Annotated in this window: 21 protein-coding genes; 17 read left to right on the forward strand and 4 right to left on the reverse strand. The window is 70.4% G+C overall.

Annotated features, from left to right (window positions below; translation table 11 throughout):
- The first annotated feature begins 3 nt into the window (after window positions 1-3).
- Together ABZ823_RS00435 and ABZ823_RS00440 are read left to right on the forward strand one after the other, a co-directional pair.
- On the forward strand, window positions 4-795 hold the full coding sequence (locus ABZ823_RS00435) for a S16 family serine protease (protein WP_361652081.1): 792 nt from the start codon (window positions 4-6) through the stop codon (window positions 793-795).
- Between the two features lie 248 nt (window positions 796-1,043).
- Entirely contained in the window at window positions 1,044-2,324 is a 1,281-nt protein-coding gene (locus tag ABZ823_RS00440; RefSeq protein ID WP_361652083.1) for an MFS transporter, read from the forward strand.
- Window positions 2,325-2,352: 28 nt separating this feature from the next.
- Here the strand turns inward: ABZ823_RS00440 and ABZ823_RS00445 are convergent, their stop codons facing one another.
- Complete coding sequence (locus tag ABZ823_RS00445; RefSeq protein ID WP_361652085.1) at window positions 2,353-2,832, reverse strand: Lrp/AsnC family transcriptional regulator; 480 nt, start codon at window positions 2,830-2,832, stop codon at window positions 2,353-2,355.
- A gap of 122 nt (window positions 2,833-2,954) precedes the next feature.
- Between ABZ823_RS00445 and hppD the strand changes: the two genes are divergently transcribed.
- The 4 genes from hppD (at window position 2,955) to ABZ823_RS00465 (ending at window position 8,306) form a co-directional block, all read left to right on the forward strand.
- Window positions 2,955-4,100: a 4-hydroxyphenylpyruvate dioxygenase gene (gene hppD / locus ABZ823_RS00450; protein WP_361652087.1), complete on the forward strand. Its 1,146-nt coding sequence runs from the start codon at window positions 2,955-2,957 to the stop codon at window positions 4,098-4,100.
- 215 nt (window positions 4,101-4,315) lie between these two features.
- A complete protein-coding gene (locus ABZ823_RS00455) occupies window positions 4,316-5,722 on the forward strand; it encodes an FAD-linked oxidase C-terminal domain-containing protein (RefSeq protein ID WP_361652088.1) in 1,407 nt (468 codons plus the stop codon).
- A gap of 250 nt (window positions 5,723-5,972) precedes the next feature.
- On the forward strand, window positions 5,973-7,439 hold the full coding sequence (locus ABZ823_RS00460; RefSeq protein ID WP_361652090.1) for an RDD family protein: 1,467 nt from the start codon (window positions 5,973-5,975) through the stop codon (window positions 7,437-7,439).
- Between the two features lie 54 nt (window positions 7,440-7,493).
- The gene (locus tag ABZ823_RS00465) at window positions 7,494-8,306 is read left to right on the forward strand and encodes an RDD family protein (protein WP_361652092.1); all 813 of its coding nucleotides are present in this window, start codon (window positions 7,494-7,496) and stop codon (window positions 8,304-8,306) included.
- A gap of 144 nt (window positions 8,307-8,450) precedes the next feature.
- On the opposite strand, the gene ABZ823_RS00470 is transcribed toward ABZ823_RS00465, so the two are convergent.
- Window positions 8,451-8,738, reverse strand: a complete 288-nt coding sequence (locus ABZ823_RS00470) for a hypothetical protein (RefSeq protein WP_361652094.1) — start codon at window positions 8,736-8,738, stop codon at window positions 8,451-8,453.
- A 522-nt stretch (window positions 8,739-9,260) separates the two neighbouring features.
- On the opposite strand from ABZ823_RS00470, the gene ABZ823_RS00475 reads away from it, so the two are divergent.
- Together ABZ823_RS00475 and ABZ823_RS00480 are read left to right on the forward strand one after the other, a co-directional pair.
- On the forward strand, window positions 9,261-11,585 hold the full coding sequence (locus ABZ823_RS00475) for an immune inhibitor A domain-containing protein (RefSeq protein ID WP_361652096.1): 2,325 nt from the start codon (window positions 9,261-9,263) through the stop codon (window positions 11,583-11,585).
- A 169-nt stretch (window positions 11,586-11,754) separates the two neighbouring features.
- A complete protein-coding gene (locus ABZ823_RS00480) occupies window positions 11,755-12,087 on the forward strand; it encodes a hypothetical protein (RefSeq protein WP_361652098.1) in 333 nt (110 codons plus the stop codon).
- Window positions 12,088-12,094: 7 nt separating this feature from the next.
- Here the strand turns inward: ABZ823_RS00480 and ABZ823_RS00485 are convergent, their stop codons facing one another.
- Window positions 12,095-12,679, reverse strand: coding sequence for an isochorismatase family protein (locus tag ABZ823_RS00485; RefSeq protein WP_361652100.1), 585 nt, complete (start codon window positions 12,677-12,679; stop codon window positions 12,095-12,097).
- A 246-nt stretch (window positions 12,680-12,925) separates the two neighbouring features.
- The gene (locus ABZ823_RS00490; protein ID WP_361652101.1) at window positions 12,926-14,254 is read right to left on the reverse strand and encodes a nicotinate phosphoribosyltransferase; all 1,329 of its coding nucleotides are present in this window, start codon (window positions 14,252-14,254) and stop codon (window positions 12,926-12,928) included.
- Between the two features lie 176 nt (window positions 14,255-14,430).
- On the opposite strand from ABZ823_RS00490, the gene clpS reads away from it, so the two are divergent.
- The 9 genes from clpS (at window position 14,431) to ABZ823_RS00535 (ending at window position 22,411) form a co-directional block, all read left to right on the forward strand.
- Window positions 14,431-14,748: an ATP-dependent Clp protease adapter ClpS gene (gene clpS / locus ABZ823_RS00495; RefSeq protein WP_059127851.1), complete on the forward strand. Its 318-nt coding sequence runs from the start codon at window positions 14,431-14,433 to the stop codon at window positions 14,746-14,748.
- 37 nt (window positions 14,749-14,785) lie between these two features.
- Entirely contained in the window at window positions 14,786-15,391 is a 606-nt protein-coding gene (locus ABZ823_RS00500; protein WP_361652103.1) for a DUF2017 domain-containing protein, read from the forward strand.
- 352 nt (window positions 15,392-15,743) lie between these two features.
- Window positions 15,744-17,195 (forward strand): amino acid permease, encoded by a 1,452-nt coding sequence (locus ABZ823_RS00505; protein ID WP_361652105.1) that lies wholly within the window; start codon window positions 15,744-15,746, stop codon window positions 17,193-17,195.
- 74 nt (window positions 17,196-17,269) lie between these two features.
- A complete protein-coding gene (locus ABZ823_RS00510; RefSeq protein WP_361652107.1) occupies window positions 17,270-17,698 on the forward strand; it encodes a M67 family metallopeptidase in 429 nt (142 codons plus the stop codon).
- A gap of 71 nt (window positions 17,699-17,769) precedes the next feature.
- Window positions 17,770-17,865 (forward strand): putative leader peptide, encoded by a 96-nt coding sequence (locus ABZ823_RS00515; RefSeq protein WP_361652109.1) that lies wholly within the window; start codon window positions 17,770-17,772, stop codon window positions 17,863-17,865.
- A 115-nt stretch (window positions 17,866-17,980) separates the two neighbouring features.
- Window positions 17,981-18,259, forward strand: a complete 279-nt coding sequence (locus tag ABZ823_RS00520) for a MoaD/ThiS family protein (RefSeq protein WP_361652111.1) — start codon at window positions 17,981-17,983, stop codon at window positions 18,257-18,259.
- A gap of 16 nt (window positions 18,260-18,275) precedes the next feature.
- Complete coding sequence (locus ABZ823_RS00525) at window positions 18,276-19,226, forward strand: cysteine synthase (protein ID WP_361652113.1); 951 nt, start codon at window positions 18,276-18,278, stop codon at window positions 19,224-19,226.
- A gap of 377 nt (window positions 19,227-19,603) precedes the next feature.
- Window positions 19,604-21,685: a putative Ig domain-containing protein gene (locus tag ABZ823_RS00530; protein ID WP_361652115.1), complete on the forward strand. Its 2,082-nt coding sequence runs from the start codon at window positions 19,604-19,606 to the stop codon at window positions 21,683-21,685.
- Window positions 21,686-21,859: 174 nt separating this feature from the next.
- Window positions 21,860-22,411: a hypothetical protein gene (locus tag ABZ823_RS00535; RefSeq protein ID WP_361652117.1), complete on the forward strand. Its 552-nt coding sequence runs from the start codon at window positions 21,860-21,862 to the stop codon at window positions 22,409-22,411.
- Window positions 22,412-22,433 lie beyond the last annotated feature (22 nt).

A 22,433-nucleotide genomic window follows, 5' to 3' on the forward strand; every position in this document is an offset into this window, starting at 1 on the left:
CCCGTGCTCTCTCGCCTCTCCCGTCCCAAGGCCGTCGCCGTCTGCGCCCTGCCCGTCGTGGCCCTGGTCGCCACGGCCGTGTTCGCGCCGCTGCCGTTCTCCGTGGCCCAGCCCGGCATCACGGCGAACGTCCTCGGCGAGAACAAGGGCGAGCCCGTGATCACGGTCAGCGGGGCGCCCACCCGCACGACCACGGGCCAGCTGCGGATGACCACGATCGAGGCGACCGGCCCCGACACGGACGTCTCGCTCGGCGACGTGGTCGACGGCTGGTTCCGCAGGGACCGCGCGGTGATGCCGCGCGACGCGGTGTACCCGAGCGGGGACAGCGTCAAGGAGATCGAGCGGCACAACGCCGAGCAGATGCAGCAGTCCCAGGACGCGGCGAGTCGGGCGGCCATGAAGTACCTGCACCTCAGCGAGAAGGACGTCAAGATCAGGCTGAGGCTCGCGGACGTCGGCGGCCCCAGCGCGGGCCTGCTGTTCAGCCTCGGGATCATCGACAAGCTGGAGGGCGACGGCGGCGGGGGCGACCTCACGGGCGGTCGCACCATCGCCGGTACGGGCACGATCGACACGGCCGGCAACGTGGGGGCGGTCGGTGGGGTCGCCCTCAAGACGCAGGCGGCCCGCCGTGACGGCGCGACGGTCTTCCTGGTCCCGAAGGCGGAGTGCGCCGACGCGCGCGCGGAACTCCCGAAGGGCCTGCGACTGGTTCCGGTCACCACACTGAACGGCGCGATCAACGCGCTGGTGGCCCTGGAGAAGGGCACGGGCCCGGTACCGAGCTGCTAGTTCACGGGCTCGCGGCGCCCGGCACGGCAGACGGGCCCCGGCAGGCAATGCGGGCGCGCTCGGCAACCGACCGGTGCCGGAGGACTCTTCAGGAGCGGCTCGTTCCGCTATGTTGTTACCGCTCCGTAGTTCACATCTCAACCAGGCTTATGGCCTACTACTCGTGTCATGCGCATGTCCGGGATGGGGCGGGGGGTGCCGCTTCGTGCCCTCTTTCGCGCCCCCGCTCACCGAAAGCCCCCCACTTCGTGACCGTCTCCCTGCACGAGGCCCGACCGGCCGGTCGGCATGCGGCAGTGCCCACGGGCAGTCTGTTCCGACGGGTCTACGCGCCGCGCGTATGCGACGCGCTCGCCTACTCCATGGCGACCTATGCCATGCCGCTCGTGGTGCTGGCCACCACCGGCTCGGCGTCCCTGACGGGCCTGGCCTTCGCGCTGGAATGGATACCCCGGGTGGCCGCGTTCAGCTTCGCCGGCGCCCTGGTGGACCGGAGCGGCGCGGCCATCGTGTGTTTCATCGCCTCCCTGGTCCGCGCCCTGCTGGTCGCGGGCGCCGGCTTCGTGCTGACCGTGCTGCCCCGGGGGACGGCCGAGACCGCCGCCGTCATGGCGCTGGCCGCCGTGACCGGTGCCCTCACACAGTTCAGCTTCATCGCCAACGAGGCGGTCGGCGCCATCGTCAGCCGCCGCACCGAAGGGCAGTCCCACAAGGTGCAGTCGGTGCTGATCGGCATCGACCAGAGCGCCACACTCGTCGGCCCGGCCCTGGGCGGCGTCCTGCTCCTGACCGGGCCCACCCGCATGCTCGCGTGCCTGAGCGTGCTGTCGTTCCTGTCGGCCGGGCTCGCCCTCCAGACCCCGCCCACCCCTCTGCGCGCCGGGGGCCCGGACGGACGGAAAGCGAGCGGAGGCATGCGGGAAGGATGGGAGACTCTGCGCTCACTGCCGTCCCTGCGGCGGCTCGTGGCCGGTCTCGCCTGCTCCAACCTCGCGCTCGGCCTGCTCCAGTCGGCGAGCCCCATCCTCGTGGAGGGCCGTTTCGGCCGGTCCCCGGCCGCCGTAGGCACCCTCTGGTCGGCCGCTGCCGCCGCCACCCTGATCGCGGTCGTCTGCTGCCGGTTCGCGCTCAACCGGCTGGGCCTGTGGGGTATCGGCGTCATCAGCGCGACCGTCGCGGCAGCCGCCTGCCTCGCCGTGCCCGCGGCTGCCTCCTACGCCGGCTACACGGCCCTGGTCGCGCTGTTCATGGCCGCCGACGGGGGACTCACCGTCGTCCTGCGCACCCTGCGCTCGCTGATCATCCCGCCCGCGGCCTTCGGCACGACCCTCTCCCTGACCATCCTGCTCCTTCTGGTGCCCTTCCCCGTGGCGGGCATCGTGCTCGCCCTCACCCCGCCGTCGTATCTCACCGACGTCCTGGGGGCGTGCGCCGTGTTGCAGGCCCTGACCCTGCTCGTCACCTTCGTACGGCTGCGCAAGGACCCCGTGCTCCGCGCCACGGCGGCTCGGCCCATCCGCGGGAGCTGACCCGGCCGGCCGCCGTGACGGCGAGCCCCTACGTTCGCTCGGGGTCCTGCGCCGCCTGCTCCACCAGCGGGATGATCCGCAGCGGAACCGGGTTCTCCATCACGATCGCCGTCGAGGCGCGGACGATGCCCTCGAAGCCGACCACCCGGTCGATCACCCGCTGGAGGTCGGCGTTGGAGCGGGCCACCAGACGGCACAGCATGTCCCCGCTGCCGGTGGTGGTGTGCAGTTCCAGGACCTCCGGGACGGTGGTCAGATGGGCCCGCACGTCCGGGCCCTGGCCCTGGCGGATCTGCAGCGTGGCGAAGGCCGTGACGGGGTAGCCGAGCGCGGCCGGATCCACCTGCGGCCCGAAGTCGCGGATCACTCCCTGGGACTGGAGGCGGTCCAGGCGCGCCTGGGCCGTGCCGCGGGCCACCCCGAGCCGCCGGGACATCTCCAGCACACCGATGCGCGGCTCGCGCGCCAGCAACACGATGAGCCGGGCGTCCAGATGATCGATCGCCATACCGCACTCCCCGATGGTCATCCTGTACAGAACGCCCGCCGATCCGGGCGTCTCGCTGTGCACATTGCCCAGCAGATACGCAAACTATTGCGCACCTTGCAGAGACGGGTGACGCTGCTGACATGACGCAGACCACACACCACACCCCTGACACCGCGCGCGAGGCAGACCCCTTCCCGGTAAAGGGAATGGACGCGGTCGTCTTCGCCGTGGGCAACGCCAAGCAGGCCGCGCACTACTACTCCACCGCCTTCGGGATGCGGCTCGTGGCGTACTCCGGACCGGAGACCGGCAGCCGCGAGACCGCCTCGTACGTCCTGGAGAACGGCTCCGCCCGTTTCGTCCTCACCTCGGTCGTCAAGCCCGCCACCGACTGGGGCCGCTTCCTCGACCGGCACGTCGCCGAGCACGGCGACGGTGTGGTCGACCTCGCCATCGAGGTCCCGGACGCGCGCGCGGCGTTCGCGTACGCGGTCGAGCACGGCGCCCGCCCGGTCGCCGAGCCGTACGAACTGAAGGACGAGCACGGAGTCGTCGTGCTGGCCGCGATCGCCACCTACGGCGAGACCCGCCACACCCTGGTCGAACGCGGCGGCTACGACGGCCCCTACCTCCCCGGCTACGTCGCCGCCGACCCCCTCGTCGAGCCGCCCGCGCACCGCACCTTCCAGGCGATCGACCACTGCGTCGGCAACGTCGAACTCGGCCATATGAACGAGTGGGTCGAGTTCTACAACAAGGTCATGGGCTTCACGAACATGAAGGAGTTCGTGGGCGACGACATCGCGACCGAGTACAGCGCGCTGATGTCCAAGGTCGTCGCCGACGGGACCCTCAAGGTCAAGTTCCCGATCAACGAGCCCGCCGTCGCCAAGAAGAAGTCCCAGATCGACGAGTACCTCGAGTTCTACGGCGGCCCCGGCGTCCAGCACATCGCGCTCAACACCAACGACATCGTGCGCACGGTACGGACGATGCGGGCGGCCGGTGTGCAGTTCCTGGACACCCCCGACTCCTACTACGACACCCTCGGCGAGTGGGTCGGCGACACCCGCGTCCCCGTCGAGACCCTGCGCGAGCTGAAGATCCTCGCCGACCGCGACGAGGACGGCTATCTGCTCCAGATCTTCACCAAGCCGGTCCAGGACCGTCCGACGGTCTTCTTCGAGATCATCGAGCGGCACGGCTCCATGGGCTTCGGCAAGGGCAACTTCAAGGCCCTGTTCGAGGCGATCGAGCGCGAGCAGGCCAAGCGCGGAAACCTGTGACCCGCCGCCGCGGTGTGCGACGGCGCACCGCGGCAGGCCCGCAGGGGTCAGTGCCCCCGTGACCCCTGCGGCCACCACCATGCGCCCATATGAGGATCGCACCGCGGCATCCCGAGCCCCGCAGCGGTTTCACACCGATGGGCCCGCCGCCCACCCGCCTACGGACGGGTGCCCGCGCGCACGGTCTTCCCACCGCGGCTCCCCGGTGCCACGCTGTGATCATGAGCCGTATCGAAGCCCCGCGCGACGAAGTCACCGGCAACCTCCTCGACCGCCTCCGGGCGGGCCTGCCCCCCGAGGCCGTCCTGGCCGACCCCGACGTCACGGCCTCGTACGCGAACGACATGGCGAGCTTCTGCGCGGCCGGCACCCCGGCCGTGGTCGCGCTGCCGCGCACGGTGGAGCAGGTCCAGCACGTCCTGCGGACCGCCACCGAACTGCGCGTCCCGGTCGTCCCGCAGGGCGCCCGCACGGGCCTGTCGGGCGGGGCGAACGCCTCGGAAGGCTGCATCGTGCTCTCGCTCACGAAGATGGACCGGATCCTGGAGATCAATCCGGTCGACCGCATCGCCGTCGTCGAGCCCGGTGTCGTCAACGCCACGCTCTCCCGCGCGGTGAACGAACACGGCCTCACCTACCCGCCGGACCCCTCCAGCTGGGAGATGTGCACGATCGGCGGCAACATCGGCACGGCCTCCGGCGGCCTGTGCTGTGTCAAGTACGGGGTCACCGCCGAGTACGTCCTCGGTCTCGACGTCGTCCTCGCCGACGGGCGCCTGCTGTCCACCGGCCGCCGCACCGCCAAGGGCGTCGCCGGATACGACCTCACCCGGCTCTTCGTCGGCTCCGAGGGCTCGCTCGGCGTCGTCGTCCGCGCGGTCCTCGCCCTCAAACCGAAGCCGCCGCAGCAGCTGGTACTGGCCGCGGAGTTCGCGTCCGCGTCCGCCGCCTGCGACGCCGTGTGCCGGATCATGGCGGGCGGCCATGTGCCGTCGCTGCTGGAACTGATGGACCGTACGACCGTCAAGGCCGTCAACGACCTCGCCCATATGGGCCTGCCGGAGACCACCGAGGCACTGCTGCTCGCCGCCTTCGACACCCCGGACCCGGCCGCCGACCTCGCCGCGGTCGGCGCGCTGTGCGAGGCCGCGGGCGCCACCCAGGTCGTTCCCGCCGACGACGCGGCCGAGTCCGAACTCCTGCTGAAGGCCCGCCGGTTGTCGCTCACCGCGCTGGAGGCCGTCAAGGGCACGACCATGATCGACGACGTGTGCGTGCCCCGCTCCCGGCTCGGCGACATGCTCGAAGGGGTCGAGCGGATCGCCGAGAAGCACGGCCTGACCATCGGCGTCTGCGCGCACGCGGGCGACGGCAACACGCACCCGACCGTCTGCTTCGACGCCCAGGACCCCGACGAGTCGCGGCGCGCCCATGAGTCCTTCGACGAGATCATGCGGCTCGGCCTGGAACTCGGTGGCACGATCACCGGTGAGCACGGGGTGGGCCTGCTGAAGAAGGAGTGGCTGGCGCGCGAGATCGGCCCGGTGGGCGTGGAGATGCACCGGGCCATCAAACAAGTCTTCGATCCGCTCGGTATCTTGAACCCGGGCAAGCTCTTCTGACGACTGCCGAGGATGCTGAGCGTGCTCAGGGTGATCAGGTGCTCAGGGCGCTGAGGGCGCCCAGGGGAGCCCGCAGGTGCGAACGTGCGTTTGCGAGAACTTTTTTTCGGAGTGTGTCCCAGGTGTGTGAAGGCCGTGCGCGCTGTCGCCCGGAAAGGGGTGCGTACGAGCGGAGCGGCCGTACCCGCCGTCGGCTTCTGATAGATGTGGATGCCCACACGACCCCCCGAGCAGATACGGGACGACGGACATGAGCGCCCCCACCCCGGCACCCGGTGACGACAGGCCCCGCGAAGGCTACTACCCGGATCCGTCCATTCCCGGATATGTCCGGTACTGGAACGGGGTCGCCTGGGTGCCCGGCACCAGTCGGCCCGCGCCCGCCGACGGTACACCGCCGGCCCAGCCTCCCGGCCCGGGCAGCGCGGAGCCCTCCGTGGAGGAGACGGGCCCGCACTTCTTCGACGAGGACCCCGCCGAGGAACCCGGCCCCGCCGACACGGCCGACGCCCCGCACGGCAGCCGCCCGGAGCCCGCCTCGGCCTGGGGCGCGGAGCCCTCCCGGCAGTCCGGGTTCAGCGGCGACCAGGACCGCCGGGTGTCCTGGGGCGCGCCCGGGACCGCCGACCCGCGGCTCCCGCTCGCGGGCGGGCCCGACGGCAGGGCGATCCGCACGGACGGCACCGCCACGATCCCGCCCGCCGCGCCCGGGTCCGCCCCGGGTGAGGACGCCGCCCCCTCCGAGAGCACCATGGCGTTCCGTGCGCTGTCCCCGCGCACGGGGGAGCAGGGCGGCGGCGCGGGGGCGACCGATTCCGGTGGGGGGCAGCCCGACGCGCGGACGACGAACGCCCGGGCCGCGGCCCGCCAGGCGCTCGGCCTGGGTCCGGGCGCCCCGGAGGCCGCCCCGCCGCGGACGGCCCAGCCGCAGCCCGCCCCGGCGCCGGCGCCGGGGGCGTCCGCACAGCAGCCGGCCACGAGCCTGCCCCCGCAGCCCGCGGCGGGCCGGCCGCAGCCTTCCACGGGGCCCGCAGCGTCCTCGCCCACGGGTCCCGCAGCTTCCCCGGCCACGGGTCCCGCCACGCCCATGACCACGGGCCCCGGCGGCGGTCAGCCCTCATGGGCGCAGCAGGTCCACCGCCTCGCGAGCGCGGGCGCCGACGGCGACCGGCCGCCCGCGCCCTGGAAGCCACCGGTGGAGGACCCCTTCCTGGCGGCCGCGCGGGCACAGGCGGCGGCCCGGCCCGCCGGTCTCGGCAAGCGGCTGGCCGCCCGGCTGCTGGACACGCTGGTCCTGGCGGCGGTCACGGGCGTGGCCGCCGTGCCGCTGACCACCAAGGCGATCGACCACATCAATGGCAAGATCGACGCGGCCAGGCTGTCCGGGCGGACGGTCACGGTCTGGCTGCTCGACGGCACGACCTCGGTCTACCTCGCCATCGTGATCGCCGTGCTCCTCGGCTTCGGTGTCCTCTACGAGGTGCTGCCGACCGTCAAGTGGGGCCGCACGCTCGGCAAGAGACTGTGCGGCATCGAGGTGCGGGACATCGAGGCCCACGAGCCGCCGACCTTCGCCCCGGCCCTGCGGCGATGGATGGTCTACAGCCTTCCGGGCCTGCTGGGCGTCGGTGTCGTCGGGGTGCTGTGGTGTGTGTTCGACCGTCCCTGGCGCCAGTGCTGGCACGACAAGGCGGCGCACACGTTCGTCGCGGGCTGACCCGGACGGACCTCTACGGATGCGGAGCCGCAGGGTTCGCGGTCGACTCGGGCCATGAGCACCGAACCGCCGCGCCCCGGCTCCGGGGACTCTCCGGAGGACGACCCTTTCAGGAAGAAGCAGCCCCCGTCGTCCGAGGGTGGCGGTTTCGAACCCCACTGGGGCCCGCAGCACGGCAACCAGCCCCCTTACGGCAGTGAACCCGCGTACGGCAGTGAACCCCCGTACGGAGAGCCTCCCCCTGGGGCGCCCCCGCCGGGAGGCGGCCCCCACGGCACACCACCACCGGGAGGCGGCCCCTACGGCACACCACCGCCGCCCGGCGGGGGCCCCTACGGCGGCGAAGGCCCGTACGGCGAAGGCCCGTACGGCGGCGGAGGCCCCCCCGGGCCCTATGGCGGCACGGACCCCCTCGCCGGAATGCCCCCGCTGGCCGACAGCGGCAAACGCGTGCTCGCCCGGATCATCGACATGATCATCGTGGGAGTGGTCGTCTGGCTGCTGTCCTGGCTCTTCCACACCACCGAGTACCAGGTGGAGTCCAACAGGATCGAGTTCGGCAAGTCCGTCGGCCAGTCCGTGATCGCCGCCGTGCTCTACATCGCGTACGACACGGTCATGATCTCCCGGTCCGGCCAGACGATCGGCAAGAAGCTGCTGAACATGAGGGTGGCGAACCTGGAGGACGGTTCCAACCCGTCCGTGCAGGCCTCGCTGATCCGCGCGGTCGTGCTGTGGCTGCCGTTCGCTTTCTGCTGTGCCTGCGTCTGGACCGCGATCTGCGGCGGCTGGAGCTTCTTCGACCGGCCCTACAAGCAGGGCCTGCACGACAAGGCGGCCAGGACCGTGGCGGTCAGCACGGTGTGACAGGGCCCGGGGACGAGCGGTACGGCGGCGGTGTACGTATGAACCGGTGGGCCCGTGCGGCACGGGCCCACCCGTTCATGTCCGTTCGACGAGGTGGTGCACAGCGCACGGGGCCTGCGCGGCGCGGGGGGTGCGAGACCCGGTTCAGCGGTTCGCGGGCTCGTGCACGGACTCGGCGGGCGCGGCGGATCGAAGGGACGCCGTCGGGCGTCCGACCGGAGCGGACCGCCGGCCGGCGGACCGGGTGGTGGCCGACGCGGACCTCGGCAGCGGGACCGTCACGGCGACGAGGAGTCCGAGTGCGAGGGCCGCGAGGGCGATCACGGTGATCCCCACGCCCGAACTCGTCTGGGACAGCAGCAGCATGGCGAGGGTGGAGAAGATCACGGTGCAGGAACCGTAGGCGAGCTGTGCGGCGTTCGGACGAGGCATGGCGATTCCTCGGGGTGGAGGTCTCCCCCCGGTGCCTCTCGCGATGGGGGAGGATGCGGACAACTGCGGGCGACTATGGGGCACGTGGGGCGTAGCTGGGAATCGTGGGCTGACAACGGTGTCGACAGGGCAATCCGTCGTCGTCCCGACGCTTCGCCTATCGACTCTATTCGCCTCCATGCCCGAGGGGAACAGCCGGTAAGCGTGACCTAACCCACGGTACCGATGCATTGGGGGCGCACGGAGTCATACAGTCCACCAACTGGACGGACACGCGCGCCGGTTGACGGGGGACTATGCCGTCTGCAAGACGCCGCGCACCGTGCGTCCGCCGTTCGCGTGATGTTCGCATGGCGAACATCCGGTCCCTTTAATGCTTTGACCTGTCCAAGTCAAGATCTGTCTTTTTTCTTAAACCTCCGGTCAAATGTCGTCACTTGACACACGCGTACCTCGCGCGCGGACCTTCCCTACGACCAGGACCCGCTTCCGCGCGTCCGGGCGCGTCGGGGAGGACTTCAAGTGACCAGCAGAGCCTGGACGTTCAGAGCGGCCGCGATCGCCGTGGCGCTCACGGCGGCCACCGCCACCCTCTCGACGTCCGCAGTGGCGCAGGGGGGCGGGAACGCCCCCGTGGCCCCTGTGAACCGGCACGACCCGCAGCCGGTCGAGAGCAGGGAGCACGACCTCGACGGACCGCTGAGCAAGACCCAGGAGGCTCAGCGCGAAGAGGCGCTCAACCGGGTCATATCCGGGAAGGCGACGGTCACGGACCGTGGCGCCTCGAAGGTGGTGAAGCTCAGCAGCGGCAAGTACGTCGAACTCGCCCGTGAGCGCACCGACAAGATCTTCACCATCCTCGCGGAGTTCGGCACGAAGACGTCGGAGTACGGCGGCACGGCCGGCCCCGCGCACAACGAGATAGCCGCGCCGAACCGCGCCACGGACAACAGCACCGCCTGGCAGTCGGAGTACAACCGGCAGCACTACCAGGACCTCTACTTCTCCACGGACCCGAAGAAGAACTCCCTGAAGCAGTTCTACGAGAAGGCGTCCTCCGGCCGCTACTCGGTCGACGGCCAGGTCCAGGACTGGGTCAAGGTCGACTACAACGAGGCCCGGTACGGCAGCAACAAGTGCGGCACCTGCACGTGGAACCTGGTCAGCGACGCCCTCGGCAAGTGGGTCGCCCAGCGCAAGGCCGCCGGGGACACCGACGCCCAGATCAAGGCCAAGGTCGCCCAGTACGACCAGTGGGACCGCTACGACTACGACGGCGACGGCAACTTCAACGAGCCCGACGGCTACATCGACCACTTCCAGATCGTGCACGCCGGCGAGGACGAGTCCGCGGGCGGCGGCGCGCAGGGCGAGGACGCGATCTGGGCCCACCGCTGGTACGCGTACGGCACCGACTCCGGCAAGACCGGACCCGACGCCAACAAGCTCGGCGGCACGCAGATCGGCGACACCGGCATCTGGGTCGGCGACTACACCATCCAGCCGGAGAACGGCGGACTCGGTGTCTTCGCCCACGAGTACGGCCACGACCTCGGCCTGCCCGACAACTACGACACCACCGGCAACGCCGACAACTCCACCGGCTTCTGGGACCTGATGTCCTCCGGCTCCTGGCTCGGCACCGGCAAGAGCAGCATCGGCGACACCCCCGGCGACTTCACCGCCTGGGACAAGCTCCAGCTGGGCTGGCTGAACTACCGGACGGTCACCTCCCGCGCCACGTCGCTGACGAAGATCGGGTACACGGAGTACAACACCAAGGACCCGCAGGCCCTGCTCGTCGTGCTGCCGAAGAAGACCGTCACCACGGATCTGATCACCCCGGCGAGCGGCTCGTACCAGTGGTGGAGCGGCAGCGGCAACGGCCTGGGCAACACGCTGGCCCGTGACGTCGACCTCACCGGCAGGTCGTCGGCCACGCTCTCGCTCAAGGGCTACTACGACATCGAGCAGAACTACGACTTCCTGTACACGGAGGTCTCGACCGACGGCGGCACCAGCTGGAAGCCGGTGGACGGCACGGTGAACGGCGTCGCGATCCCGCGTGACGCGAGCGACCAGCCCGCGCTGACCGGCACCGTCGACAAGTACGCCGACCTGGTCTACCCGCTGGACGCCTACGCCGGAAAGCGGATCAAGCTGCGCTTCCGCTACACCACCGACACCGGTGTGGCCAAGAAGGGCTTCACGGCGGACGACATCGCCATCACCGCCGACGGCTCCGCCGTCTTCACCGACGGCGCCGAGAACGGCACCGGCGACTGGGCGGTGAACGGTTTCTCCGTCAAGGGCGCGTCCTACAGCGGCGACTACCCGCAGTACTACATCGCCGAGAACCGGCAGTACGTGTCGTACGACGCGACCCTGAAGACCGGCCCGTACAACTTCGGCTTCCTGAACACGAAGCCGAACTGGGTGGAGCACTACCCGTACCAGAACGGCCTGCTGGTCTGGTACTGGGACACCTCGCAGGCGGACAACAACGTCAGCGAGCACCCGGGCGAGGGGCTCATCCTGCCCGTCGACGCCCACCCCAAGCCGCTGAAGTGGACGGACGGCACCTACCTGCGCCCCCGCATGCAGGGCTTCGACTCCACGTTCACCCTGGAGCCGACGGACACGATCACGCTGCACAGCAACGGCGTGGCCACCAAGATCAAGAGCCAGCGGGGCGTCCCGGTCTTCGACGACCACAAGGGCACGTACTACTCCTCCGAGACTCCGTACGCGAGCGTGAAGGTGCCGGACACCCACACGAAGATCAGGCTCCTGCGGCAGACGAGGAACGGCAGCGTACTGACAGTGGCGGTGCAGCCGTCCCGCTGACGCCCCTCGGATGATCTTGTCCGGAGTGGAACAGCTCACAAACTGAACAGCGTCTGTGCACGTCAGGGCATGATCGGCCGTGACCCTCTGGCGGGTCGCGGCCGATCGTGTTTAGGTGCGTCCTGTGGCTCTCTTATTGACATCAGGTCTCACGGGGGTGTGAACAGGCATGGCCGCAGGAGGTTTCTGCAAGCTGCCGAGCGGCAGCGTGGTGGTGGCGCTGAACCTGCCCAGTCCGGGCTCGGCGGGTGGCTTCGTCCGCGTGCTGGTGCTCGCCCAGAACCGCGCCCGGGCGCTGACGCGCCTGCGCAACCTGGGGCTGCGGGCGGTGTATCTGCGCGGCAACGCGGCCCCGCCGACCCCCGACGAGGTCACGGCGGTCCTGCACCACCCCGACGGCCTGATATGGCGCACGGCCCCCGACAACGCGGGCCAGGAGCTGTCGCAGGAACTGTGGCGCCCGATCAGGGCCCTGCTGCGGCAGACGGCGCCGCAGGTGTGAGCAGGGGCTACACCACCGGCTTGCCGGTCAGCTCCACTCCCGCTTCCCGCAGCTCCTCGAGCGCCCGTTCCGTGGTCTCCTCGGACACCCCGGCGGTCAGGTCCAGCAGCACCTGGGTGCGGAAGTCGTGCCGTACGGCGTCCAGGGCGGTGGCGCGCACGCAGTGGTCCGTGGCGATGCCCACCACGTCCACCTCGTCGATCTCCCGGGCCCGCAGCCAGTCCGCCAGTGACAGCCCGTTCTCGTCGACCCCCTCGAACCCGCTGTACGCCCCCGAGTACGCCCCCTTGTCGAAGACGGCGTCGATCGCCCCGGAGGCGACCACCGGGGCGAAATTGGGGTGGAAGCCCACGCCCTCGGTGCCGGCCACGCAGTGCGCGGGCCAGGAGTGCACATAGTCGGGGTTGTCGGCGAAGTGCCCGCCCGGGGCGATGTGGTGGTCCCGGGTGGCCACGACATGGCGATACCCGGCGGGGGCCTGCCCGATCAGCTCGGTGATCGCGGCGGCCACATCGGCACCTCCGGCCACCGCGAGGCTGCCGCCTTCACAGAAGTCGTTCTGCACGTCTACGACGATCAAGGCGCGGCGCATGGTCGGTGTCCTTCGGGTCGGCAGCGGTTCGACAGCGGAGGGTGCGGGGCCCGGCCGTCTGTACGAACTACCGAGCCTAGAGACTTGGCGGGGCGGACGGGAGGGGGCACGGGGCGGTCGGTCGGGTGCGCGGGTGCGCTGCCGTTGCACTGCCCAAGGCCGCCCGTTCGTACACCCGGGGGCCGGAGCGGCCCGAGCCGCACCGTGCCCTTGCCGCTTCGGACGTACGCGTTCCGAGGTGCTCGTTCAGACGTACTCGGTGGGAATCACCGGCTCCCCGCGCGACAGCTGGGTCGCCGACAGCGGCAGACCGGCGCGCGCGGACGCGTGCCGGTCGCGTACGACGTCCAGCGGCTCACGGGCGACGACCTCGCCGCCCTTGACCAGCTGCACCAGCAGCTGCCGGTCCGCCAGTTCCTCCGGCACCGGCCCGGTGCCGACGACCTCGGCCTCCGCCACCCCGTGCTCGTCGAGCCGCCGCGCCGCCCACTTGCGGCCGCCTATGGACGTCTTGCCTCCGGTCGACTTCTTCGCGACCGGCACCAGCGGGGCCTTCGGATCCGCCGACTCGGCCCGGGCGACCAGCTTGTAGACCATCGAGCAGGTGGGGTGCCCGGAGCCCGTCACCACCTGGGTGCCGACCCCGTACGCGTCCACCGGGGCCGCCCTCAGCGAGGCGATCGCGTACTCGTCCAGGTCCGAGGTCACGACGATCTTCGTCTTGGTGGCTCCCAGCGCGTCGAGCTGCTGCCGGACCCGGTGCGCGACCAGCAGCAGATCGCCGGAGTCGATGCGGACGGCGCCCAGCTCGGGCCCGGCCACCTCGACGGCCACCCGCACGGCCTCGGCGACGTCGTAGGTGTCCACCAGCAGCGTGGTGCCGGGGCCCAGCGACTCCACCTGGGCCCGGAAGGCGTCCCGCTCGCTGTCGTGCAGGAGCGTGAAGGCGTGCGCCGACGTCCCGACCGTGGGAATCCCGTACCGGAAGCCGGCCGCCAGGTCCGAGGTGGTGGTGAAGCCGCCGACGTACGCGGCCCGCGAGGCGGCCACGGCGGCCAGCTCGTGGGTGCGGCGGGCGCCCATCTCGATCAGCGGCCGGCCGTCCGCGGCGGAGGACATACGGGAGGCTGCGGCGGCCACGGCGGAGTCGTGGTTGAGGATCGACAGGATCACGGTCTCCAGGAGCACGCACTCGGCGAAGGAGCCCTCGACCCGCATGATCGGCGAGCCCGGGAAGTACACCTCGCCCTCCGCGTAGCCCCAGATGTCGCCGCCGAAGCGGTACGAGGCGAGCCACTGGAGCGTCTCCTCGTCGACGACCCCGCGCTCCCGCAGGAATCCGAGGACGCCCGCGTCGAAGCGGAAGTTCTCGACTGCGTCCAGGACGCGCCCCGTACCCGCCACGACCCCGTAGCGACGGCCCTCGGGCAGCCGCCGGGTGAAGACCTCGAAGACGGAGCGCCGCTCGGCGGTGCCCGCCGCGAGCGCGGCCTGCAACATCGTCAGTTCGTAGTGGTCGGTGAAGAGCGCCGTCGAGGGCACGTCCACCGGCAGCCCAAGGTCCGCTACGCCCACCAGAGCTCTCCTTGAAACATCATCGCGTCGGTACCCCCAGTGTCCGCCGGGGGTCCGGGGGCCGTCCCCCGGAATGTGCGGCACGGCCGCTGATCGTACTCCCATCTCGTCAGTCTGACGATTTGTGCCGGTGGCGGGGGTGTCCGTTTGTGCGAGCCCCCCCTTCAGATGGCAGCATGGGCCGTGTGACGGCTCCCGCACCCCTTGAGATCGAAAAGACCGAGTCGGCGGAGGAACAGTTCGCCGTCCCGGAACCGGACGTCCCCTGGGTGACGATCGTCCACAACGACCCGGTCAACCTCATGAGCTATGTGACGTATGTCTTCCAGACATACTTCGGGTACTCCAAGGACAAGGCCACCAAGCTCATGCTCGACGTCCACCACAAGGGCCGGGCTGTGGTCTCCAGCGGAACGCGCGAGGAGATGGAGCGCGACGTTCAGGCCATGCACGGTTACGGTCTGTGGGCCACCCTCCAGCAGGACCGCAAGTAGCGTCAGCCGCAGGTCCGTCAAGCAGCGAAAAGACCCCATGCCAGGACACTTCGAACCGCTCCCCGGCGGCGGCGCGGCCGTCGCGCTCGACGACGTCGAGATCTCCATCATCCGGTCGCTGGCCGTTCAGCTGCTGGAACTCGTCGGGCCCGGCCCGGCCGAGGACGCCTCCGACGACCCGCTCGCCGAGCTGTTCGCGGAGGGCCCGAGCGAACCGCCCTCCGACCCGGTGCTGCGCCGCCTGTTCCCGGACGCCTACGGCGGCCCCGGCGGCGAGCCGCCCTCGCCCGACGAGGCCGACGAGCGGCGCGCGTACTCCGCGGAGTTCCGCCGCTTCACCGAGAACGACCTGCGCGCGCGCAAGCGCGAGAACGCCCTGGCGGTGATCCGCTCGCTGGACGCCCTGACCTCGGTGAGCGGGGAGGGCGGGGTCCTGAAGCTGGCGCGCGGGGACTGCGAGCAGTGGCTCGGCGCCCTCAACGACCTGCGCCTGGCGATCGCTTCCCGCCTTGAGATCGTCGACGAGGACGACACCGACCACCTCTACGAGCTGCCGGACGACGACCCGCGCAAGCCGATGGTGATGGCGTACCTCTGGCTCGGCGGCCTCCAGGAAACACTCGTCACGACCCTTATGCCGTGACGTATGCCCTGAAGTGCGGACATCGCTCCGCGCCGGGCCGTCATCCGGTGTTCGCTCAGAGGACGCTCAATTCCGGATAACGATCGCATCACCGTTGCGGCCGTGTTTGTCCCTTCCGGGTACTCTTTGTCCGCTTCTTCCAGTGCGGTGTGTCACATGTCGGGCCACCGATCAATGTTGCGGCCGTGATAAATCTTCACGACCGCCCGAGGGACACCACCCATGTCCGCTCGGGTGCGCCACCGAGCCGGCGGACCGCCGGCCAGGCACAACTCCATCACATCCGGGGGGATCGGAACCCGGTCCGAAGCCATGGACTGGCTCGGATCGGCGTGGAGAAAGGCGCACCAACATGACCTCATCGCAGGTCGGCAAGCAGTACGACGGCAGTGAGGCCGTGGGCGGCGACGCCCCCGAGGAGGGGTACGAGCGCGGGCTCGGCAGCCGCCAGGTCCAGATGATCGCGATCGGCGGCGCCATCGGCGTCGGCCTCTTCCTGGGTGCCGGGGCGAACATCGCCAAGGCCGGACCCAGCCTGATCTTCATGTACGCCCTCGCGGGCGTGATCATCTTCTTCATCATGCGGGCACTCGGTGAGCTGCTCCTCTACCGTCCGGTCTCGGGCTCCTTCGCGGAGTACTCCCGCGAGTTCATCGGCCCGTTCTTCGGCTACTTCACCGGCTGGACGTACTGGCTGATGTGGGTGGTGACCGGCATGGCCGAGCTGACGGCCGCCGCGATCTACGTCCACTACTGGTTCCCGTCCATCCCGCAGTGGGTGACGGCACTGGTCTTCCTGGTGGTCCTGTTCGTGGCCAACCTGATCTCGGTGAAGCTGTTCGGCGAGATCGAGTTCTGGTTCTCGATGGTCAAGGTCACCGCGCTCATCGGCATGATCGTGATCGGTCTCGGCGTGCTGACCTTCGGCTTCAGCGCCGCCGGTGACACCGCCTCGGTCACCAACCTCTGGCAGTTCGACGGCTTCTTCCCCAAGGGCATCGGCTCCTCGCTGATGACCCTCCAGGGCGTCATGTTCGCCTACCTCGCCGTCGAGTTGGTCGGTGTGACGGCCGGCGAGTCCGAGAACCCGGAGAAGACCCTCCCGAAGGCGATCAACACCCTGCCCTGGCGCATCGCCCTGTTCTACGTCGGCGCTCTCACCGTCATCCTGTGCGTGGTGAAGTGGACCGAGTTCGCGGCGGGCGTCAGCCCCTTCGTGAAGGCCTTCGCGGTCATCGGCATCCCGGCCGGCGCGGGCATCGTCAACTTCGTGGTGCTCACCGCAGCCCTGTCGTCCTGCAACTCCGGCATGTACTCCACGGGCCGCATGCTGCGCACCCTCGCCGACAACGGGGAGGCGCCGCGGGTCTTCAGCAAGCTGTCGGCCTCCAAGACCCCGGCCCTCGGCATCACCGTCTCGGTCGCCTTCATGGGAATCGGCGTGGTGCTGAACTACATCGTCCCGGAGAAGGCCTTCGGCTATGTCACCTCGGTGGCCACGGCGGCCGGCATCTGGACCTGGCTGATGATCCTGGTCAGCCACGTCCTGTACCGCCGCGCGGTCGACGCGGGCCGGCTGCCCGCCTCCTCCTTCCCGGCGCCGGGCGGCGCGGTGTGCAGCTGGATCGCCATCGCCTTCCTGCTCTTCGTCACCGGCCTGATCGCCTTTGACTCCGAGTCCCGCGTCTGCCTGTACGTGATGGCCGTGTGGGCGGCCGCCCTGGCCATCGGCTGGGCCGTGCTGAAGGCCCGCAACCCGGAGGTCACCCAGCGCCGCGAGTCGCAGCTGGAGAAGGTCGGCTGAGCACCCAGCTCACCATGTGGGCCGTTCCGTACCACCTCTCGGTACGGAACGGCCCTTCTCTTATCCTGACCGACATGCTGACCATCACCCACGACCTGTACGACCGGATCGTCTCCCACGCCCGCCAGGACCACCCCGACGAGGCGTGCGGCGTGGTCGCGGGCCCGGTGGGCTCCGGCCGCCCCGAGCGCTTCATCCCGATGCTGAACGCGGCCCGCTCGCCCACCTTCTACGAGTTCGACTCCGGCGACCTGCTCAAGCTGTACCGGGAGATGGACGACCTCGACGAGGAACCGGTGGTCATCTACCACTCCCACACCGCGACCGAGGCCTACCCGTCCCGCACGGACATCAGCTACGCCAACGAGCCGGGCGCCCACTATGTCCTGGTCTCCACCGCCGACACGGACGGTGCCGGCCCCTTCCAGTTCCGCTCGTTCCGGATCGTGGAGGGCGAGGTGACGGAGGAGGAGGTCACCGTGGTGGACCGCTACATCCCGTGATGCGGTCAGCGTTCATCCACGATGCGAGATCCCACTCCGGGCCCCGGAGGGGGAATCGATACGATGACCCCATGGTTTTCCACGACGTGAGCAAGAAGGCGCCGGGCACGCTGCTCGTGGCGCGGCTGCACGTCGACCTGTGCAGGCTGAACAGCGCCATCTGTTGACGCCGCCCTGCCGCCGCACGGCCGAGAGCCGCGGCGTCGCAACCGGCGTAGCCGGTGTCCTCTCGCGCTGCCGCGCGCCCACCGACCTGACCTCTCCCGACAGGAGCCCCAAGCCATGGCCATCGAGGTCCGCATCCCCACCATCCTCCGCCAGTACACCGACGGCCGGAAGGCCGTCGAGGGCACCGGGGAGACCCTCGCCGAGCTGTTCGCCGACCTCGAGACCCGCCATGCGGGCATCCAGGCCCGTATCGTGGAAGGCGGCGAACTGCGCCGCTTCGTCAACGTCTACCTGAACGACGAGGACGTGCGCTTCCTCGACGGCATCAACACCAAGGTCGCCGACGGCGACAATGTGACGATCCTGCCGGCGGTCGCCGGCGGCATGGCCTGACGGTCGCTGATCACCGATGCGCTACGACTCCCCGCTGGCCGCGGTGGGCAACACCCCTCTGGTGCGCTTGCCGCGGCTGTCGCCGTCCCCCGACGTCCGTATCTGGGCCAAGCTGGAGGACCGCAACCCGACCGGCTCGGTCAAGGACCGGCCCGCACTGCACATGATCGAGCAGGCGGAGAAGGACGGCCGGCTGACCCCCGGCTGCACGATCCTGGAGCCCACGTCGGGCAATACGGGCATCTCCTTGGCCATGGCGGCCAAGCTCAAGGGCTACCGCATGGTCTGCGTGATGCCGGAGAACACCTCCCAGGAGCGCCGGGACCTGCTGGGCATGTGGGGCGCCGAGATCATCCCGAGCCCGGCCGCGGGCGGTTCCAACACCGCCGTGCGCCTCGCCAAGGAGCTGGCGGCCGAACACCCGGACTGGGTGATGCTCTACCAGTACGGCAACCCGGACAACGCGGGCGCGCACTACGCGACGACCGGCCCCGAGATCCTGGCCGACCTGCCCTCCGTGACGCACTTCGTGGCCGGTCTGGGCACCACGGGCACGCTGATGGGCGTAGGCCGCTATCTGCGCGAGCACAAGCCGGACGTGAAGATCGTCGCGGCGGAGCCCCGCTACGACGACCTGGTGTACGGGCTGCGCAACCTCGATGAGGGCTTCGTACCGGAGCTGTACGACGCGTCCGTCCTGACCACCCGTTTCTCCGTCGGCTCGGCGGACGCGGTGTCCCGTACCCGTGAACTCCTCCAGCAGGAGGGCATCTTCGCGGGCATCTCCACCGGCGCGGCCCTGCACGCAGCGATCGGCGTCGGGAAGAAGGCCGTCAAGGCGGGCGAGAGCGCCGACATCGTCTTCGTGGTGGCCGACGGCGGCTGGAAGTACCTCTCGACCGGCGTCTACACGGCCGCCACGACGGAAGAGGCGATCGAGACACTGCACGGCCAGCTCTGGGCCTAGCTAGGTCTGCTCCGTGATGCGATGGCGGGGCCGGTTCCGGGGGATGCTCCGGGTCCGGCCCTCTCATCAACGCGCCAACCGCCTCCTATGAGGGGGCTAAACGCTGCCTATGGCGTGGCAAAGATCTCCTTCCGGGGCTGCCCTCCTACTGCGGCCGGGGTTACGTTCTGGCCGCACCCTGTCATGTCACGCTCACTCGGCATCGCAGAGTGTTCAAGGTGTTCAAAGTGTCATGCCCATGATCGCGCGTTCCACCGCCGCTACGCGCGTCACGGCCTGTCACTCAGCTCGTGAACCCCCACTTCCGGCTGTGGCTCCGCGTATGGCCCCACCCAGGTCTGCGCGGCGCCGGCCTCAAACCGAGAGAGGCAGCACCCATGCGTGAGTCACGCCCGAGCAAGCGGCGACGGAGCCTGCGAAGACTCCTCACCGCCGCCGTCCCTGCTCTCGCCCTCACCGTCGCCGGTCTCATGGCGGCACCGGCCGCCGGGGCCCACGGCGCCCCCGACACCGCGCACTCCTCGTACGCCTCGCACTCCAGCCGCGTCACCCAGAACGCCAAGGCGCTGACGGACCCCAAGGAACAGACCGTCCGCGCCACCGGGACGGCGGGCCAGAAGGTGCCGACCCAGCACCTGTGCGGCTCCCCGGCACCCGGCCACGCGTCCTGCTTCGCCCAGCGGCGCACCGACATCAGGCAGCGGCTCGCCGCGGCCGTCGCCGCCGCGCCCTCCGGCCTGAGCCCGGCCAACCTGCACAGCGCCTACAACCTGCCCTCGACGGGCGGCTCCGGCCTCACGGTCGCGGTGGTCGACGCGTACAACGACCCCAACGCCGAATCGGACCTGGCGACCTACCGCTCGACGTACGGCCTGTCGGCGTGCACCAAGGCCAGCGGCTGCTTCAAGCAGGTCAGCCAGACCGGCTCCACCACCTCGCTGCCGGCGAACGACACCGGCTGGGCGGGCGAGGAAGCGCTCGACATCGACATGGTCAGCGCGGTCTGCCCCAACTGCAACATCATCCTCGTCGAGGCCAACTCGGCGAGCGACACCGACCTCGGCATCGCCGAGAACGAGGCCGTCGCCCTCGGCGCGAAGTTCGTCTCCAACAGCTGGGGCGGCTCCGAGTCCTCGTCCCAGACCAGCCTGGACACCTCCTACTTCAAGCACCCCGGCGTCGCGATCACCGTCTCCTCCGGTGACTCCGCCTACGGCGCCGAGTACCCGGCGACCTCCCAGTACGTGACCGCCGTCGGCGGCACCGCGCTGACCACCGCCGCCAACTCCCGCGGCTGGAGCGAGTCCGTCTGGCACACCAGCTCCACCGAGGGCACCGGCTCCGGCTGCTCCGCCTACGACCCCAAGCCGAGCTGGCAGACCGACACCGGCTGCGCCAAGCGCATGGAGGCGGACGTCTCCGCGGTCGCCGACCCGGCCACCGGTGTCGCGGTCTACGACACCTACGGCGGCTCCGGCTGGGCGGTCTACGGCGGCACCAGCGCCTCCGCCCCGATCATCGCCGGCGTCTACGCCCTCGCGGGCACCCCGGGCAGCGCCGACTACCCGGCGAAATACCCCTACTCCCACACCTCGAACCTGTACGACGTGACCAGCGGCAACAACGGCTCCTGCTCCACCTCGTACTTCTGCACCGCGGGCGCCGGCTACGACGGCCCGACCGGATGGGGCACCCCCAACGGCACCACGGCCTTCACCTCCGGCGGCAGCAGCGGCAACACCGTGACCGTCACCAACCCGGGCAGCCAGTCCACCACCACCGGCAGCTCGGTCAGCCTGCGGATCTCGGCCACCGACAGCGGGGGAGCGACCCTCACCTACAGCGCCACCGGTCTGCCGACCGGCCTGTCGATCAACAGCTCGACCGGCCTGATCTCCGGCACCGCCACCACGGCGGGCACCTACTCCGTGACCGTCACCGCCCGGGACACCACCGGCGCCTCCGGTTCGGCCTCCTTCACCTGGACGGTCGGCTCCTCCGGCGGCACCTGCTCCGCGGCGCAGCTGCTCGGCAACCCGGGCTTCGAGTCGGGCAACACCACCTGGACCGCATCCAGCGGCGTCATCACCAACGACACCGGTGAGGCGGCCCACGGCGGCTCCTACAAGGCCTGGCTCGACGGCTACGGCTCCAGCCACACCGACACCCTGTCCCAGTCGGTGACCATCCCGTCCGGCTGCAAGGCCACGCTCACCTTCTACCTGCACATCGACACCGCCGAGAGCGGCAGCACCGCGTACGACAAGCTCACGGTGACCGCCGGGTCCACGACCCTGGCGACGTACTCCAACGTCAACGCGGCCTCGGGCTACGCCCAGAAGTCCTTCGACCTGTCCTCGCTGGCCGGCTCCACGGTCACGCTGAAGTTCAGCGGGGTCGAGGACTCCTCGCTCCAGACCAGCTTCGTCGTCGACGACACGGCGCTGACGACGAGCTGACCCCTCCGCGCACCTAGCTACGAAGGGCCCCGGCCGTCTTGACGGCCGGGGCCCGGTGGCGGTCGCGCGGGGAAGCTGATGCGCTGGAGTCAGGGATCCGGATGCGCTGGAGAAACGTCACAGCAGCGCAAGGACCGAACACCGGGCACGGGCTTGAGGAAAGGCGGCCGCCCCATGCGCCGTACGACCCCCCGCGGGACCATCACCACCACCCTCGCCGCCGTAGCGGCGGCGCTGCTGCTCGCGGGCTGCGGCGGCCAGGACGGCGGGGCGACTGCCGGGGGATCCCCGTCGCTGCCCTCGACCGCGCCCTCGCTCTCCCCCTCGGCCTCCCCGTCCGCGTCCCCCTCCGCTCCGCCCTCGGCATCCGCCCCGGTTCCGCCGTCCCCCACGGCGACCGGCAGCGGCTGCACGCCCGAGGTCCGCCTCACCGCCGCCGACACGGGCCGCACCGTGTGCCTGACGGAGGGCGGGCGGATACGCCTCACCCTGGACGGCAGCAAGGACCGGCCCTGGACGCCCGTCACCGCCACGGGCGACGCGCTGAAAGCCGTCAACGCCGGGATCGGCAGCCGCACCGGCGACACCGTCGCCGCCTTCGAGGCGGTCGCACCCGGGACGGCACGGCTCACCGCGACCCGCCCCCTGTGCGCCAAGCGCCCCGGACAGGCATCGTGCCTGGGCATCGAACAGTGGACGGTCACGGTCACGGTGACGACTCCATGAAACCGCTCGTCCCCTACCGCCG

This window comes from Streptomyces sp. NPDC047079 (genome assembly GCF_040643755.1).
Classification (GTDB): Bacteria; Actinomycetota; Actinomycetes; order Streptomycetales; family Streptomycetaceae; genus Streptomyces.

Coding starts and splice junctions, on each gene's coding strand:
- ABZ823_RS00445 (WP_361652085.1), bottom strand. CDS start 2,832: ATGGCGATCGATCATCTGGACGCCCGGCTCATCGTGTTGCTGGCGCGC.
- hppD (WP_361652087.1), top strand. CDS start 2,955: ATGACGCAGACCACACACCACACCCCTGACACCGCGCGCGAGGCAGAC.
- ABZ823_RS00460 (WP_361652090.1), top strand. CDS start 5,973: ATGAGCGCCCCCACCCCGGCACCCGGTGACGACAGGCCCCGCGAAGGC.
- ABZ823_RS00465 (WP_361652092.1), top strand. CDS start 7,494: ATGAGCACCGAACCGCCGCGCCCCGGCTCCGGGGACTCTCCGGAGGAC.
- ABZ823_RS00470 (WP_361652094.1), bottom strand. CDS start 8,738: ATGCCTCGTCCGAACGCCGCACAGCTCGCCTACGGTTCCTGCACCGTG.
- ABZ823_RS00480 (WP_361652098.1), top strand. CDS start 11,755: ATGGCCGCAGGAGGTTTCTGCAAGCTGCCGAGCGGCAGCGTGGTGGTG.
- ABZ823_RS00485 (WP_361652100.1), bottom strand. CDS start 12,679: ATGCGCCGCGCCTTGATCGTCGTAGACGTGCAGAACGACTTCTGTGAA.
- clpS (WP_059127851.1), top strand. CDS start 14,431: ATGGGCCGTGTGACGGCTCCCGCACCCCTTGAGATCGAAAAGACCGAG.
- ABZ823_RS00500 (WP_361652103.1), top strand. CDS start 14,786: ATGCCAGGACACTTCGAACCGCTCCCCGGCGGCGGCGCGGCCGTCGCG.
- ABZ823_RS00505 (WP_361652105.1), top strand. CDS start 15,744: ATGACCTCATCGCAGGTCGGCAAGCAGTACGACGGCAGTGAGGCCGTG.
- ABZ823_RS00510 (WP_361652107.1), top strand. CDS start 17,270: ATGCTGACCATCACCCACGACCTGTACGACCGGATCGTCTCCCACGCC.
- ABZ823_RS00515 (WP_361652109.1), top strand. CDS start 17,770: ATGGTTTTCCACGACGTGAGCAAGAAGGCGCCGGGCACGCTGCTCGTG.
- ABZ823_RS00520 (WP_361652111.1), top strand. CDS start 17,981: ATGGCCATCGAGGTCCGCATCCCCACCATCCTCCGCCAGTACACCGAC.
- ABZ823_RS00525 (WP_361652113.1), top strand. CDS start 18,276: ATGCGCTACGACTCCCCGCTGGCCGCGGTGGGCAACACCCCTCTGGTG.
- ABZ823_RS00530 (WP_361652115.1), top strand. CDS start 19,604: ATGCGTGAGTCACGCCCGAGCAAGCGGCGACGGAGCCTGCGAAGACTC.
- ABZ823_RS00535 (WP_361652117.1), top strand. CDS start 21,860: ATGCGCCGTACGACCCCCCGCGGGACCATCACCACCACCCTCGCCGCC.